A 15,720-nucleotide genomic window follows, 5' to 3' on the forward strand; every position below is an offset into this window, starting at 1 on the left:
ACACTATGCACAATGCACCCCTAATTATTATTGATGATATAGCAGATTGGCAGCCCTATCATCCAAGCCAATCTATCATCAGTGCGGCTGATTACATTCAGCAAGCCGGTAAACACCGTGGCCCCATTATCAACCTCTGTGGTGATTTGAGTTATTTATCCACTGGGTATTACGTAAGCCTGCTTGCTGAAGCTCGCAGCCAGCGCGCCTTGCCATCAGTTTCTGCGATTAACGATCTCGCGAATCTATCGCATTATCAACTATTTCGAAGTGATGATACGAAAATATTGAATCGTTTCGTTGCTCAGCATCAACCAGAAAACACAAAGCATGTGCGCTTATTATTATGCTTTGGCCGCACGGCCTATCCAGAGCTTGAAGATCTCGCTCGGCATACTTTCGAGGCTTATCCGTGCCCATTGCTGGAAGTTGAATTTTCTTTCGAAGGCCGTTGGCATCTCAATGCAATACGTAATAGGGCTCTTTCGGATCTGAGTGACGATGAACAAACCTTATTTGGCGAATCGTTAGAATATTTCTCGAAGCGAGTTTGGCGTAAAGCGCGAAGCCGGAAAGAGTATCGTTATGATATGGCGATTCTTCACGACCCGAATGAACGTATTCCCACCAGTGATAAAAAAGCACTGCAGAAATTTATTCGTGCTGCCCGCGAAAATGATATTGATGCGGAGCTTATTACTGCTGCTGATTTTAACCGATTATTAGAATTTGATGCGCTTTTTATTCGTGAAACTACGCGAATAAACCACTATACCTATCATTTTGCCAAAAAGGCGGAAGCAAATGGTTTGGTGGTAATTGATCACCCAGATTCGATTTTGCGGTGTGCTAATAAGGTATTTCTAAATGAAATGCTGGAAAAAAACAAAATACCAAAGCCGCGAACCGAGTTATTGGTAATGGGAAATAACATTGATTATGCAGCTATTGGTGAACGCTTCGGTTACCCGGTAGTTTTGAAAATTCCTGATGGTTCATTTTCAATTGGCGTTGAAAAAGCCCGCGATGATGAAGAGTTTCAGCGAGTAGCGGAAGAGCTCTTCTTAACCTCTACTATTTTGTTAGTGCAAGAGTTTTTGCCTACCGATTTCGATTGGCGAATTGGTGTTATTAACAACCGAGCAATTTACGCCTGCAAATATTTGATGGCGCGCAACCATTGGCAAATTTACAACCACAGCAGCGAAACTTCGCGCGGAAAAAGCGGCGGCTTCGAGTACTTCGGTGTTCACCAAGTACCAAAAGAAGTGGTGAAAATTGCCTTACAAGCTACACGCCTCGTTGGCGATGGCTTGTATGGTGTGGATATTAAAGAAACCACGAATGGCCCGGTTATTATTGAAATCAACGATAACCCTTCTATCGATAGTGGTGTTGAAGATGGGTATTTAGGTGATGAGCTATATCGAATAATTATGGACGATTTCTTACGCCGTATTGAAGATTAAGGCAAAAATATGAGCTTTCGTATTAGGCGCGCTACTTCAAAGGATTTAGATGCATTAGTAGCGTTAGAAAATAGTTCTTTTAGTTACGATCAAATTGGCCGCCGTTCCTTTGCACATCTATTGAAACAGCGTAGTTCGTTGCTTTGGTGTGCCGAATTTGAGAATAGGGTTATCGGCTACGCTATTATTCTAACGCGAAAAAATAGTCAAAAATGGCGTATCTACTCGATTGCAATAGCACCCGAAGCTCGAGGGCAAGGCCTCGGTAGAGCGCTTATGGCCGAAGTATTCAAAAGTGCCGAAGCCGCTTCGGTTGCCGCGTTTTCACTTGAGGTAAAATGTGAGAACAAAGGTGCTATTGAGCTCTACAGGCAGTTAGGCTTCGAGGTAATCGATGTTCTGCTCGGATATTATTCCGATGGCACCGATGGCTATCGAATGCAATTAACCTTATCAGCATAACGGTAGGAACACGCTGGGGTGATCATTTGCGCAAACCCCAGCGTATCCGCTATTCTGTTAATCTAATTCATCTGCAGCAACGGAGTACTGATGAACAACTTCAGTTTTTACAATCCAACCAAAATTCTTTTTGGTGAAGGGCAAATAGCTAATATCGGCAACGAAATTCCGGAAAATGCCCGAGTAATGCTGGCCTATGGTGGCGGCAGTATTAAAAACAATGGTGTGTACCAGCAAATCATTGATGCTATTGGCAACCGAATCGTATGTGAGTTTTCTGGCATTGAAGCAAACCCAGAGTTTGAAACGCTATGCCGCGCAGCCGATGAAGTAAATGCACACAAAGTTGATTTCATTCTGGCCGCTGGTGGTGGTTCTGTAGTTGATGGCGTGAAGTTTATTGCTGCTGCAGCTAATTTTGCTGGTGATCGCTGGGAAATCCTTACCAAAGGTGGCAAAGGTATCGAATCAGCTATCGCCTTCGGTAGTGTTTTAACGCTCCCAGCTACTGGCTCAGAAATGAACAGTGGCTCTGTAGTTACTCGCGCTGAATATAAGGCAAAGCTGCCATTCGGTAGCCCGTTGGTATTCCCACAGTTTTCGGTGCTCGATCCAACCACTACTTATACTTTGCCTATCCGACAGGTGATAAATGGCGTTATCGACCCATTCACTCACGTAATGGAGCAATATCTTACTTACCCAGTAGGTGCACACCTGCAAGATCGCTTAGCAGAAGCTATTTTGCAAACGTTGATTGATATTGGCCCAGAAGCGTTAGCGCAACCGGAAAACTATGAAATTCGTGCCAACATTATGTGGTGCGCCACCATGGCACTGAACGGCTTGATTGGCGTAGGTGTTCCACAAGATTGGTCAACTCACATGATTGGTCATGAGCTCACTGCATTATACGGTTTAGATCATGCGCAAACTTTGGCGGTTGTGTTACCGGCAAACTTGCGTGTGCGCAAAGCAGAGAAGCTAGCAAAATTAAGCCAATATGCAGAGCGTGTTTGGGGCATTACTGAAGGTAGCGATGATGAAAAAGCTGAAGCGGCTATTGCTAAAACGGAAGAGTTTTTCCGCAACTTAGGCGCTGGCACCCGAATTGAAGATTACGATTTGGAACCTACAGTAATTGATACCATCATCAAGCAACTAGAATCGCATGGCATGGTAAAGCTTGGCGAAAACAAAGATGTAACGCCCGAGGTGAGCCGAAAAATCCTAGAGGCTGCGCTTCGTTAAGCTCGCACTTACCCAGTGAAAAAACAAAAACGGGGTGCTCATGCACCCCGTTTTCTTTCCTAAACTTTAATCTAACCAATATTGCCGCTCTACTTTTAAAATACGCTTAGTATCGGTTTTATAGCGTTGCATTAATTTTTCGATAGGCTCGGCTACTTGGCTAATATCTCGGCTTTGTAAATAATCAGGGTTATAAAGCTTCGAAGCACTTCGCTCCCCTAAATCACAGGCAAAAGTAACAATAGTTTTGCCCGGCTCCCGGTGCAATGCCGCAAAGAATGCGGCGGCCACGTTCAATGCTGAGCTACTACCTAGCACAATACCTTCTTGCTCCCGCACAAAGTTCGCGATGCTCACCAAATCTTGATCGGGCAGGTTCACCGCATAATCGATTTTAGCCTGCCGAAAGTTTTCAACCAAACGCATGATGCCGATTCCCTCTGTCATCGAGCTGCCTGCCGATTTATATTCACCGCTACGTAAAAATTCATAACTACCAGAGCCATCTGGGTCGGCCAACCAAACTTCGATGTTTGGGTTTTGCTCTTTTAAATACTGAGAATTACCACCAATAGTGCCGCCAGTGCCAGAAACCGATACTAGAATATCGATTTCACCTTTAGTTTGCTGCCAAATTTCTGGGCCAGTATGCAAATAATGGGCACGCATGTTGCTGGTGTTTTCAAACTGATTCGCCCACCAGAAATTATCATTCTCTTCAGCAATGCGCCGAGCAGTATGATAGAAATGCTCGGGGTTTTTGAAAGGCACTGGTGGCACCGCTTTTAACCGCGCACCATGCAATTCGATCATTTTTGTTTTTTCTGGGGTTTGATCATTGGGCATCACCACCAACAAATCATAACCAAGCGATTTTGCCACCACCGCTAAACCAATTCCGGTATTCCCTGCCGTGCCCTCAACAATGCTCATGCCTGGCTGTAATTCACCGCTATCAATTGCATCTTTCACCAATTGCAGAGCCGCGCGATCTTTAATTGAGCCACCCGGATTCTGATACTCACATTTCACGTAAATATCAGAACCTGTAAGCTTTGATAATGACTGAATTTTTAATAAATCTGTGTAGCCAATCATATCGGTTTGGCGTTCTACTACTCGAGATAGCATTTGGTTTTCCTTTTATCTTAACCCTTAGCCAGAACACTTGCGGCAGGCCCAAGCTAAAGCTTGCATAAGCTGAGCGCTTGCGAAAACATCTCACTGCGCAAAAAGTATGGCGCATTATATCGGTTTTAAATATTCGCTGCTGAGAACCAAATAGAATATAAAATAAGCTAGAAAAAAATTGGAAAGCTTAAAATATCCCATATATACTCAAATAGCTTGATTAACAGCAAGTGTTTGCTCAGTTTGAACGAAACCTCCTCGGAAGCTCTCGTCCCCTGCTCTAATATCTCTGCTGCTTTAAGCACTAGTTCTGCTGGCTTTAGCCAGTCGTTTTAAATATACGCAAGTTAGGAAAGATTATGTCAGATACAGTTACTGGTACCGTTAAATGGTTCAACGAATCTAAAGGTTTTGGTTTTCTTGAGCGCGAAGGCGGTCCTGATGTGTTCGTACACTTCTCTGCAATCACCGGTGATGGTTTCCGTACTTTAACCGAAGGGCAGAAAGTTCAGTTTACTATCACCCAAGGCCAAAAAGGCCCTCAGGCTGAGAACGTTGTTCCTGCGTAATTAGGTTTGTAACAACCTAGCAGTGAAAACACGAATTAGTAAATGGTCGGCTTATGCCGGCCATTTTTTATCCAGGGCTGCATAAAGGCTAGCTCACACCCCTTGTAGTACAATGAGTTGAGTGTTTTCAGTTGCTTTAACCTGAGTATTTGCTGTTGGGTTTAAAACCGTTTTCCCACCAATCTCTTGATAGCCCAATAACACTGCGCGATCTGCTAATGCATACTCCCGCAGCTCCGCAATTGATATTGTTCGCTGTAACTTTGCTGGTAAGAAACGCACTGCCATTCGCGCTCCATCTGCGCTAAGTAGGTGTTCATATACTAACCGCAATTGCGGATATACTGCTACTTGAGCCAACACGTGGCTCACTACTACCGAACTTACTAATACTTCGTTATTACTATGATTTACGTATGCTGCGTTGCTCGGATCATGAAGCTCTACCATGATATGCGGGCGAGTTTCATAGTTACCTTGCGCCAACAAATAATCGAGCAACATAAACGCCACGATACTGCGAGCATCCGCCTCTTCCCCTGATGCAGATCGGTCACTACTGAACATCATTACGGAATCAAAATCTTGCGGTTTCAAAGCCGACATTACCGATTCAGCAGTGTAATCGGCTTGCTGCCAATCTATTTCTAGCTGTTTTGAGCGCGTTGGCCAACGTTCCTGAAAAAGTTGTTGCCGCTCAGCTACCGGAGCGGATGAAACGTTTGTTACGTAATACTTGGTGCGGCTATCTTTCGCCATTTCATCTAGCAATGCGATTACCCGGTTGTTCCAACCCAACATTAAAATCTTTCGCTTAAGCGGGCGGGGAGGCGTTATTAAACGCTCATTTACCTGCATTGGCCGATGATTCGCAGCCCGTTTGTGATTTTTCGCATCTTGGTGACTCGTTGCGAGATAAAGAATTTCATCACCTTGCGCAATAACAAAATTCCCTTGTGGGGCAAGTATGGTTTCCGTACTTCCTGAACGTTTGCTTTTTTCCGGGCGAAGAATGCCGCAAGGCGTAGCTTTTTGCGCGCCAGCAAATACCTGATTCCATTGCTTACCAACAAAAGGCTCCGCTGATTCAGGCATAAACTGTGCTTGTTCCGGATCAATCAACAACGCATTTACAGCTCCCGATAAACCGGGGTATAACGCACTGCGCATCAATATTCTGGCGATAATCAAATCACTCGCAATTATCTGCAGGTTACCTTGATAGGTATGCAATGCAATCGGCACTTTTCGGGCATCTTGCAGCTCAGCTACTACTTGCGGATCTTTGCCTTTTGCATATTCTGTTTGCAACGAAAGCAGCACCTTTATCACATCGGTATCGGCACTCAAGGTTTGCTCAGCGAAATTACTGCGTGAAGGAATAATAACCGTTTTCGCATCGGCAATCGCAACCCGCAATAAATGATCAGGGTTCAAAATCGAACCCGATCTTAAAACAATTCGACGTCGATCTCGGGCACTGAAATCCTCCGCCAACATCTCTTCCGATGGGCCTTCGGTTATATCTTCTGCCAACACCGCTATTTTATTAACATTTTGTATTGGGATAATTGGGTTAGTTAGTTCGTTGATCACCGGCAATGTTCTTGATGTCCACCCCAGCAAAACGGTGTGATTACGAAAACTAACGGGCGTTTGCCCTAATTCAAAATAGCGCATCTGCCGAAACAGCCACTGCGTCATGATAGCAACTAAGGTACCCATGAAAAGCACGTATCCGGCAACTGTAAGCAGTGTGGAAATTACTCGCCGAAGCAAGCCTTCATCATCGCCAAGATAACCCGGATCGGTTAGCCGTAAAAAGCTCCACCAAAACTCTTCACTTAAACCAGCATCACCACGAGTGAGGTAAAATGCTAAAAAGCCGCCCGTAATCGCCACCAATACAACAATGCCCCAAGCTAAAAGTAGCTGTAAAAGAGCACCTCCACCGAGCATGCGTTCAATAGAAAACTTAATTTTTGCAGAAATTCGAGAGGCGATGAACATGGTTGCATCCTATTTAAAAACCATTTTTACTAGTGTACCGCGAAATTAAAAATATTGTATTTTCAATGCTTTTTAGCTTCTGATTAAATTTTAGTCAACTTGTCTTTTTTGTCACGAATGCTAGCCTAAGGGGGCTAAAGGTCCATATTGGGCTTCCTACAAAGGAGTTTGTATATGAGTGCATTGAAAGAATCGCCTTGGCGATCTGCGCTACTTTTGCCGGTTTTTATTCCCGCTGTAGCTGTAATTACTCTCTTAGTGATCGGTACACTAGTTAACCCTGAGCTTGCAGGTGAATTTTTCTCCGCCACGTTGGCCAGAATAACCGAAGATTTTGGTTGGTTCTACATGTTGGCCGTTGCCTTATTTTTGATGTTCATCGTGGTAATAGCGTTATCGAAATGGGGGCGAATAAAATTAGGCCCCGATCATGCAGATCCGGAATATAGCTTTCTTTCTTGGTTTGCCATGCTATTTTCAGCAGGCTACGGTATCGCATTATTATTCTTTGGTGTTTCCGAGCCTGTATTACATTATGCCAGCCCACCACAAGGATCTGCTCTTACCGTTGATGCCGCCAAACAAGCGATGCAAATCTCTTATTTTCATTGGGGCTTCCACATTTGGGCTATCTACGGCCTTGTGGGTTTAGTGCTTGCCTATTTTTCTTTTCGCCATGGTTTACCGCTTTCCATGCGCTCTACATTATACCCATTGATTGGGGAAAAAATTCATGGCCCAGCCGGCCATGCTGTTGATACCTTTGCCATTCTCGGCACCATGTTTGGTATTGCAACTACGCTCGGGCTCTCGGTGATTCAAATTAACACCGGCTTAAATTATTTATGGGAGGACATCCCGGTAAATAATATTGTGCAAATTATCGTTATTTTTGTGATTACACTAATGGCCATAGCCTCGGTGGTAGCAGGGCTCGATAAGGGCATAAAGCGCCTTTCAATTCTGAACATGAGCTTAGTAATGTTCTTGCTACTGTTTGTGTTTTTCGCCGGCCCTACGGTGCATATACTTGAAACGTTCTTGCAAAACACTGGTAGTTACCTGAACTACATTGTTGAGCGAACCTTTAATTTACAAGCCTATAGCCGCAGCGATTGGATAGGCAACTGGACCTTATTTATATTCGGTTGGACTATCGCTTGGGCGCCTTTTGTTGGCTTATTTATTGCAAAAATCAGCCGCGGCAGAACCATTCGCCAGTTTGTGGTGGGGGTAATGCTGGTGCCAACTATCTTTACCTTCTTCTGGTTCTCAGTGTTTGGCGATACGGCACTGCACATGATCATGATGCAAGGCTACGAAAGCTTGATTGGCGAAGTACAGGAAAACCAAGCTATTGCTTTATTTAAGCTATATGAAAACTTACCGCTAACCAGCATTCTTTCCTTTGTAACCGTGATTTTGATCATGACGTTCTTTGTTACGTCTTCAGATTCCGGTTCATTGGTTATCGATTCACTCGCTTCTGGCGGTAATTCAAATACACCAGTTTGGCAACGGATTTTCTGGGCTAGTTCAGAAGGTGTAGTGGCGGCAGTGCTATTGCTCGCCGGTGGCCTTGGTGCGTTACAAACAGCCGCCATTGCCAGTGCGCTTCCGTTTGCCATTATCATGCTGATTGCAGCCGTTGGCTTGTGGCGTGCTTTAGTGATTGAAGGGCACCAATACAGTAGTTTACGCAGCCATACGCAAATGCATCGCCGAGGTGTACATGCAGGCTCAAACTATTGGAAAACGCGCCTAGCTGGGTTGGTTGATTTCCCCGCACGTTCAAAAGTAGAAGCCTTTATTCGTGAAACCGGAAAAGAATGCCTTGATGAAGTATGTTCTGAACTCTCAGGGCAGAAATGGCAAGCTGAAGTTCAGATGGAAGAAGATCCGGTTCGCGTTATCTTGCGCGTAGATAAAGATGAAATCGATTTCACCTATGAAGTTCGCATTCGTGCCTATGCACGGCCTGATTTCGCAGTAGCGAAAAAAGCGAAGAAAGAAACCGATCAATATTATCGCGCTGAAGTGTTCTTGCGCCAAGGTGGCCAATCTTATGATATCTATGGCTTCGAGAAAGCCGATATCATTAATGATGTGCTTAACCAGTTCGAGAACTACTTACACTTTATTCATCATTCGCCGGGCAGTTTGCCTTGGGATTTAGCAAAACACGATGATGATTTAACTGATTATCAAGATAATAACGAAGATGAAGGAACCGCGAAAAGCTAACTAGCTAATTCGTAAATCTAGCAAAAAGCTCACCATCGCTACGGAATTTCCATCAGCTTTGGTGGGCTTTTTTATTATTGGCCACTTGTTACTCTTAGCATTGCTAGCCTCTTATTTTCCGGGAGTTACATTAATATGCGATATTCAGAAAAGCCTGGAATACGCTCCACAATTCGGCCTTCAGTGTCACGTAATTTTTCTAAATCAGCACACATGCTCTCACCGCGTATTTCCATTTCAGCGCCCCAACTCTCCATAGTAATTTCCAGCTGTTCACCCATTTTTTCCATACGCTCACCAAACTGCTCCATGCGTTGTTCGAAACTGCCAGAACCTGTAAACATTGCTTTGGTAACTAACCAAATCATACTACCCATAGAATCTTCTACTATTTCTTGAATTTCAGTATCTAGCGTATCGCCTAAACGATCGCCAAAGGCATCAAGCTGGCTACCCTGCACAACATAAGTGCCACCGGCTTGATAAGCCACCGTTGCAAATTCTTCTGCTAGCTTTTCATTAAGCTTCTCGATGCGGCGAACTATTTTATGCCGCTTGCCAAACATTTCAGTGAAGGTTGCCGTTAATGCATAGGAAGTCATTTCCATAGCTTCCGCCATTACATCAACCATAAATTCAGATTGTGTTGATAATCCATTTTTGTATTGAATCAACATACTGCGTTCTTCGGCATCAACGGCTACCGAATTACCATTTAGATATAAATCGCCATTATGCAGAATACGAAACAGCTCAGTTTCGCCATCGGTTACGGTTAGTGTTTCATAAGATGCATGAATATCCTTATTCAAATTAAACTGGCAGCTTGCGGTATCAGGTGCATTCACAATAGTGAGCTGGCGCGAAGGCACCTTCGTAGGCGATTCATCGTTAATTGGCATAGCTATAGTGGCGGCTAAAAGAAAGCTTGTAATCATTATTTTATTCCTCGTTTTAAGGTTACTTAGAAGAATAAGCAAGCACCATGCCAAGTGTTTTAATACATTGATTTTAATCAACATAATCAAAGTAAACAAAAAGCCCAAGAAACTAGATAGTGATTATCACTACTTATTTCTCGGGCTTTTTAGTTTTCTTCGCCACTATTTGTGTTTTGTATTAAACACGGTGCCATCCAGCAAAGTGGTTAATATTGCTGCCTTAAATTACAAGCCTAATACCGATTTACCTTGCTCAAATACGATATCTACCGGAATGTTAGCGCTATCAATACGATCTAAATCGCCCTGCAAACCCGCATTTACACTGCCCATTTCAGAGAATAATTGCGCTACACCAGCGTAATCGCCATCGCCCTGTAAACGTAAAATCAAATCAGATAGAGAATTCATAGCTGATCGCATGTTCTCCATATCTACCGAATATTCGCCTTGTTCATTGCGCACAAAGGCACCATGTTCCGCAAAGTAATTAAAGCGAATCATATTTGCCTGACCATGAGCACTTGAAGCCCCAAAACGCACTGAGCGGAAGATGCCCGCCAAGAAAGTAACATAGTAATCTTCCAACTGGCCTTCGGTAAGAACACCTTCTTCCAGCAGCTGAGTAACCATGTACAAACCAAGTATATCGGCTTTGCCTTCCTCGATAGGTGATGCATATTCACGCAACGCACCGCGCACTGTGCCTTCTCCGTTCACTAAGTTTTTAATACCCAAGCCATGGGCTACCTCATGAAACATAGTATTTGCGAAAAACGCATCGAACGTAATGTGTTGGCGCTGTTCAGGCACAATTAAAAGATCAGCAATCGGCACTAAAATTTTATCGAATTTAGCCTGCATTGCATTCTTCAGTTGCGAACGCCGGGTGCCTTTTGCTAACTGTACTTCTTCATCGTTTGGCAAATTCACCGCAATGGTTTTACTGCCTGCATTCGAATGGCCCGCATAGTAAACGATATCGTAAGCGTTAAGTTGCGCATCTGTGCCTGGTTCTTCCGCTTTATATTCATCTGCCACTGGCAACCCACGTTGCAAGCTCGGCAAGTGTTGAGCATACACTTCTAAACGCTGGCTCCACTCGGTATCTTTCACCAACACGTATGCTTCAAAGCCTGCTTTATAACCGAACAAACGATCTTCATAAGTTTCGATAGGGCCGATAATCACATCAACATCACTTTCGGTGATATCCATCCATACATAATCAGAGGCTTGGTATTCATTGGAAAGAAACGCATTCGCTCGCATTTCTAAATAACGAGCCATAGTTTCATCGTCTGCTACCGTTGCTGCTGCACGCAGTATTGCCGCGGCTTGGCTCAGTTCTTCACGATACGCTTCTGAATAAGGGATAGTGTAAAGCTCACCAGCCTCATTACGGCGCACAAGCGTGTACAAATCATCTTTGCCGGGTAAATCGGCAGCATCAAATTCTTCTCGCGTCATATCTGCTGGGTAGTAATTAGCACCCAAAGGTTTGGCTTCAATACCCTGTAAAATAGGCTGCATGTTATTGAGCCGATCCCATGGCCCGTAATTCACGTTTACAAATTCACGCACCCGCGGATCGGCAATATTGTTTAACAACATATCTTTATCGCCAGCGTAAGCTTGCTGCCAGAATAAGTTATCCATAATTTCCGCTGCATCGATAAGCAGCGAAATTAATTCTTTCTGATCGTCCGATAAATGCGATAAATCAACATCTAAACGAACCGGAACATATATATCTAAACGCCCCTCAGCACTGGCACTCGCCTGATACTCTGGCATACTGGTGCTATCTGGTGCTGGTGAACACGCACTGAGCAAAAATGCACTGGAAATAGCTGCCGCAGTGAGTTTTAGTTTTGTTTTAAAAGCCATGGCAAAATTCTCTATGTGTTTGTATTCAAGATGCTAGCATGATACACAAAAATATAACCTTTCGCTTGTTACAGGTGCAACGTGCGTTTTATGTATGGAATCATTTTTTTATTAGTTCTGGTTGTCGGATTTTGGTGGATTTGGTTAAACCCTTATAGCTTCACTTTTTCAGAAACCACATTAAATATAGACCAAGAAGCAGAACACCGGGTATTTGCGTTTGGCACCCTAACGAACCCCGTGGTTCGAACCTTGGTTATTTTCGGTTATGTACCAACAGAGCCGGGGTCATTGGAAGATTATCAGCGCCATCGGCTCGATTTATTACCAAAAGAAGGCGCGGTTACCAATGGCCAAGTGTTTTATGTAAATGCACGGCAACTTCGCCGCCTCGATCGCTACGAACGGGTAGGCGTTAAATACGAACGTTATCTGTATACCTTAAGCGATGGGCAGCCTGCTTGGGTTTACCGGCGCATAAGTGAAATTAACCCAGCACATGATTAATTAGCTTCTAATGATTCAAACTGAGGAATAGCCACAATGAATAACGTTAATTCGTTAGTGAAGCCACCAACAATGAAAACTGGCGAAAACGAAGAACGCCGAGTTGGTATTGAAATTGAATTCAGTGGCTTAAAATTACAAGAAGCCACTGATGTGCTCCTTAGTTACTTAGAAAAAAATTGTGATACATGCGAACAAAGCGAAAAAGGCCGCTACGAACACGTTATTAGTGGTGATAGTGCGGGCGATTGGATTATTGAGTTTGATTACGATTACCTCAAAAAAATAGGCCGTGAAGCCGAACATAATGATTGGCGAGATAGTGCCGAAAAAGGCTTGGCCTGGATTGCCGAAAGTGTTGTGCCAATCGAGATTGTCAGCCCTCCATTACCATTAAATCGGTTATCCGAGATAGAAACGTTGATTAACGATTTTCGCAAAGCTGGGGCAAAAGGCTCTTCCGATAGCATCGCTTATGCGTTTGGCATGCAATTAAACCCTGAGTTGCCTAACCTCGAAGCAGATACAATTTCCGCGCATATCAAAAGTTTTCTGTGCCTTTACGATTGGTTATTGATGAAAATTGCCCCCGATATTTCCCGGCGCATAAGTAACTACATCGATCCGTTTCCTAAAGCTTATCTCGAGTTAGTACTAAAAAAAGATTACTGGCCATCACGTGAACAGTTGATGGATGATTATTTACAACACAACCCAACCCGTAATCGCGCACTCGATATGCTTCCGCTCTTTCGCCACATTGATGAAGAACGTGTACTCAATACAGTAAACGATAATTTGATTAAGGCGCGGCCAACATTCCATTATCGCTTGCCCGGATCTGAAATTCATCGCCCGAACTGGGGGCTGTTTAGTGTTTGGAATGATTGGGTTCGCGTTGAACAATTGGCAGATAATCGCGAATTACTGAATAAAGTTTCTGAACAATACCTATCCGAGATCAATAAACTGTTTAGTGGTTTCAATGATGATTGGCAACACTATATTGCCAACAAAATCATTCCGGAGTTAACCCATGGGGATAGCGAAACTCTCTAACTTATTAGCCATTGCTCGGGTTAACTTTTTAACCCTCACTTTGGCTTGTTTAGTGCTTGCCATAACCTACAGCTGGCAAATCGCTGGGGCACCGAGCGGATTTTTATTATTTTGGGTTACACTGGCGGCAATTTCTGCACATATCAGTGTGAATGCCTTTAACGAATACTTTGATTTTCGCTCTGGCCTCGATTTCCTCACACCAAAAACCCCTTTTAGCGGCGGCAGCGGCACTTTAATTAAAGAGCCAAGAGCCGCAAAATTAGCATTCGCGCTTGCTGTTGTTAGCTTGCTACTGGTGGTAGGAATTGGCGCTTGGATTGTTAGCAATAATCGCTCCGAGTTGCTTTGGCTTGGCATTCCAGGGATATTGCTCATTTACACCTACACTCACTACATCAACCGCATCCCTTTTTTGTGTTTAATTGCGCCCGGCGTTGGCTTCGGTTTAATTATGACAATGGGTGCGATTTGGGTATTCACTGGCGTTCTTACTAGCACCAGCGTGTTGATTTCATCAGTTGTGATGTTGCTAGTAAACAACCTTTTGCTGCTCAACCAATTTCCTGATTGTGAAGCCGATGCACAAGTGGGCCGGCGCCATTACCCGATACTAATCGGCCGGAAAAAGAGCACGTGGATATTTGCTAGCCAGTGGATGGGGGCTTACGTATTAGTGATTTTGGGGGTTTACTTCGCTTGGTTGCCGGTGGCTACTTTAATTGTTCTTTTGTTGCTACCACTGCTGGTAAAACTGCTAATTGGTGTTCGAAAACATGCCAATCATATTGAACAGCTAGTGCCGCTATTGGGCCTTAACGTTGCTTTAATTCATGGTTTTTTGCTTTTGCTTGCAGTAGGTGTTGGCTTGGCAATTTAGGGCATTTTTAGGTAATTGCTAACCAAATACTCCGAGCTCCTAACCCGAGCGCGATAACAAACACCAAAGCTGCTACCCCGTTTTGCCGTTTGCTATTAGCAAAAGCACCCATGCGTTTTTGATTCACCACCATGAGCAAAAAGTAGGTAATCAGGGGCAGTAAAATACCGTTTGCCACTTGCGCAAATACAATCAGCGCAAAGGGCTGAATACCCAGCGATGAAACCACCACACCAATCAAAATAATACCCAGCCAAGTTGCGCGAAAGCGCCAGCCGCGCATGTTAGTGCTCCAACCCAACACACCGGTTAGTGCATAAGCAGAGGCTAAAGGCGCAGTAATAGCCGATGAAAGCCCCGCAGCAAGCAAACCAAAGGCGGTGAGATAGGTGGCTGCATTACCAAACACAGGCTGGAGTGATACAGCCAAATCAGCCGCACCGGTAATTTGTTCACTGCTACCAAAATAAGCGGAAGCTGCGGTAGAAATAATCGCAAGCGTAATCAAGCCACCGAGCGGTATAGAAGTGTAAATATCAGCTTTTGCTTCCGATAATGCAGCTCTTATTCGAGCATCGTTTGCTTCATCAGCCAGCTCACTGGCCCTGCCCCAGCGTTCGCGCGCACTAGCGGCGTGCAAAAATAGCGCATAAGGCACAACGGTAGTGCCAACTAAAGCAATAGTGGTAAGCAGCGCTCCGGCCGGAATCGAAGGTATGAAAAGGCCTTTTAGAATAGCCACTATATCGGGTTTACTCAGCGCAAATGTGAATAAGAACGCGATACTCATTAACACCACAAGCACAATCAGTATCTTTTCAATGCGTTTATAGTGGCCTTGCCATAAAATCAGGGTAGCCAGCGAACCGAGTATTACCGCCCACGGATTAATACCAATATCTTCGCGGAAAAACTCCACCCACGTGATATCACCCCATAACGAGCGGGCTCCCAAGCTAGCACCGGTTAAGTTGCCACCTTGATAGGCGCTATTACCAATAACTACCGCAGCCACAACCAACAAAATGAAGAGTTGACGAAGTAACGGCTGCTGCACCGCAACTCGCAAGTTTTCACCTAACCCCTGCTGGGTAACAACGCCAATACGCGCCGCCATTTCTTGCAACACAATAGTAGCAGCGATTGCGAATAGCAGAGCCCAGAGCAGCGCATAACCATAGTTAGCACCGGCTAACGAAGCGGTAACTACGGTTCCTGGACCAATAAAAGCGGCCGCAACTAAGGTAGCTGGGCCGAATTTAAGTTTCATGATAGATATACCAAGAGTACAAATACCAAATTAAGCA

13 protein-coding genes are annotated in these 15,720 nt (G+C 44.3%); 8 read left to right on the forward strand and 5 right to left on the reverse strand.

Annotated features, from left to right (window positions below; translation table 11 throughout):
* Window positions 1–5 precede the first annotated feature (5 nt).
* From A28LD_RS06170 to A28LD_RS06180, 3 genes are all read left to right on the forward strand, one after another.
* Entirely contained in the window at window positions 6–1,469 is a 1,464-nt protein-coding gene (locus A28LD_RS06170) for a RimK family protein (RefSeq protein WP_007420214.1), read from the forward strand.
* Between the two features lie 9 nt (window positions 1,470–1,478).
* Window positions 1,479–1,931, forward strand: coding sequence for a GNAT family N-acetyltransferase (locus A28LD_RS06175; protein ID WP_007420215.1), 453 nt, complete (start codon window positions 1,479–1,481; stop codon window positions 1,929–1,931).
* A gap of 90 nt (window positions 1,932–2,021) precedes the next feature.
* Entirely contained in the window at window positions 2,022–3,182 is a 1,161-nt protein-coding gene (locus A28LD_RS06180) for an iron-containing alcohol dehydrogenase (RefSeq protein WP_007420216.1), read from the forward strand.
* Window positions 3,183–3,248: 66 nt separating this feature from the next.
* Here A28LD_RS06180 and A28LD_RS06185 read toward each other — a convergent pair whose 3' ends face one another.
* Complete coding sequence (locus A28LD_RS06185) at window positions 3,249–4,313, reverse strand: cysteine synthase A (RefSeq protein WP_007420217.1); 1,065 nt, start codon at window positions 4,311–4,313, stop codon at window positions 3,249–3,251.
* Window positions 4,314–4,672: 359 nt separating this feature from the next.
* On the opposite strand from A28LD_RS06185, the gene A28LD_RS06190 reads away from it, so the two are divergent.
* Window positions 4,673–4,882, forward strand: coding sequence for a cold-shock protein (locus A28LD_RS06190; RefSeq protein ID WP_007420218.1), 210 nt, complete (start codon window positions 4,673–4,675; stop codon window positions 4,880–4,882).
* A gap of 93 nt (window positions 4,883–4,975) precedes the next feature.
* On the opposite strand, the gene A28LD_RS06195 is transcribed toward A28LD_RS06190, so the two are convergent.
* Window positions 4,976–6,892 (reverse strand): hypothetical protein, encoded by a 1,917-nt coding sequence (locus tag A28LD_RS06195; protein WP_007420219.1) that lies wholly within the window; start codon window positions 6,890–6,892, stop codon window positions 4,976–4,978.
* 174 nt (window positions 6,893–7,066) lie between these two features.
* On the opposite strand from A28LD_RS06195, the gene A28LD_RS06200 reads away from it, so the two are divergent.
* Window positions 7,067–9,136: a BCCT family transporter gene (locus A28LD_RS06200; protein WP_007420220.1), complete on the forward strand. Its 2,070-nt coding sequence runs from the start codon at window positions 7,067–7,069 to the stop codon at window positions 9,134–9,136.
* 125 nt (window positions 9,137–9,261) lie between these two features.
* On the opposite strand, the gene A28LD_RS06205 is transcribed toward A28LD_RS06200, so the two are convergent.
* Both A28LD_RS06205 and A28LD_RS06210 read right to left on the reverse strand, forming a co-directional pair.
* On the reverse strand, window positions 9,262–10,074 hold the full coding sequence (locus tag A28LD_RS06205) for a DUF2884 family protein (RefSeq protein WP_007420221.1): 813 nt from the start codon (window positions 10,072–10,074) through the stop codon (window positions 9,262–9,264).
* A 228-nt stretch (window positions 10,075–10,302) separates the two neighbouring features.
* Window positions 10,303–11,967 (reverse strand): dipeptidyl-peptidase 3 family protein, encoded by a 1,665-nt coding sequence (locus A28LD_RS06210; protein WP_007420222.1) that lies wholly within the window; start codon window positions 11,965–11,967, stop codon window positions 10,303–10,305.
* Between the two features lie 90 nt (window positions 11,968–12,057).
* On the opposite strand from A28LD_RS06210, the gene A28LD_RS06215 reads away from it, so the two are divergent.
* Genes A28LD_RS06215 through A28LD_RS06225 form a run of 3 tightly spaced genes read left to right on the forward strand, consistent with a single transcriptional unit; the run spans window position 12,058 to window position 14,413 of the window.
* The gene (locus tag A28LD_RS06215) at window positions 12,058–12,474 is read left to right on the forward strand and encodes a gamma-glutamylcyclotransferase family protein (protein WP_007420223.1); all 417 of its coding nucleotides are present in this window, start codon (window positions 12,058–12,060) and stop codon (window positions 12,472–12,474) included.
* 36 nt (window positions 12,475–12,510) lie between these two features.
* The gene (locus A28LD_RS06220; protein ID WP_007420224.1) at window positions 12,511–13,533 is read left to right on the forward strand and encodes an amidoligase family protein; all 1,023 of its coding nucleotides are present in this window, start codon (window positions 12,511–12,513) and stop codon (window positions 13,531–13,533) included.
* Window positions 13,511–14,413, forward strand: coding sequence for a prenyltransferase (locus tag A28LD_RS06225; protein ID WP_007420225.1), 903 nt, complete (start codon window positions 13,511–13,513; stop codon window positions 14,411–14,413). Before A28LD_RS06220 ends, A28LD_RS06225 begins: the two co-directional genes overlap by 23 nt.
* A 7-nt stretch (window positions 14,414–14,420) precedes the next feature.
* Here A28LD_RS06225 and A28LD_RS06230 read toward each other — a convergent pair whose 3' ends face one another.
* Window positions 14,421–15,683, reverse strand: coding sequence for an Nramp family divalent metal transporter (locus tag A28LD_RS06230; RefSeq protein ID WP_007420226.1), 1,263 nt, complete (start codon window positions 15,681–15,683; stop codon window positions 14,421–14,423).
* Between the last annotated feature and the right edge of the window lie 37 nt (window positions 15,684–15,720).

It is taken from the genome of Idiomarina sp. A28L (assembly GCF_000218785.1).
In the GTDB taxonomy this organism is placed as follows: Bacteria; Pseudomonadota; Gammaproteobacteria; order Enterobacterales; family Alteromonadaceae; genus Aliidiomarina.

Coding starts and splice junctions, on each gene's coding strand:
- A28LD_RS06170 (WP_007420214.1), top strand. CDS start 6: ATGCACAATGCACCCCTAATTATTATTGATGATATAGCAGATTGGCAG.
- A28LD_RS06175 (WP_007420215.1), top strand. CDS start 1,479: ATGAGCTTTCGTATTAGGCGCGCTACTTCAAAGGATTTAGATGCATTA.
- A28LD_RS06180 (WP_007420216.1), top strand. CDS start 2,022: ATGAACAACTTCAGTTTTTACAATCCAACCAAAATTCTTTTTGGTGAA.
- A28LD_RS06185 (WP_007420217.1), bottom strand. CDS start 4,313: ATGCTATCTCGAGTAGTAGAACGCCAAACCGATATGATTGGCTACACA.
- A28LD_RS06190 (WP_007420218.1), top strand. CDS start 4,673: ATGTCAGATACAGTTACTGGTACCGTTAAATGGTTCAACGAATCTAAA.
- A28LD_RS06195 (WP_007420219.1), bottom strand. CDS start 6,892: ATGTTCATCGCCTCTCGAATTTCTGCAAAAATTAAGTTTTCTATTGAA.
- A28LD_RS06200 (WP_007420220.1), top strand. CDS start 7,067: ATGAGTGCATTGAAAGAATCGCCTTGGCGATCTGCGCTACTTTTGCCG.
- A28LD_RS06205 (WP_007420221.1), bottom strand. CDS start 10,074: ATGATTACAAGCTTTCTTTTAGCCGCCACTATAGCTATGCCAATTAAC.
- A28LD_RS06210 (WP_007420222.1), bottom strand. CDS start 11,967: ATGGCTTTTAAAACAAAACTAAAACTCACTGCGGCAGCTATTTCCAGT.
- A28LD_RS06215 (WP_007420223.1), top strand. CDS start 12,058: ATGTATGGAATCATTTTTTTATTAGTTCTGGTTGTCGGATTTTGGTGG.
- A28LD_RS06220 (WP_007420224.1), top strand. CDS start 12,511: ATGAATAACGTTAATTCGTTAGTGAAGCCACCAACAATGAAAACTGGC.
- A28LD_RS06225 (WP_007420225.1), top strand. CDS start 13,511: ATGGGGATAGCGAAACTCTCTAACTTATTAGCCATTGCTCGGGTTAAC.
- A28LD_RS06230 (WP_007420226.1), bottom strand. CDS start 15,683: ATGAAACTTAAATTCGGCCCAGCTACCTTAGTTGCGGCCGCTTTTATT.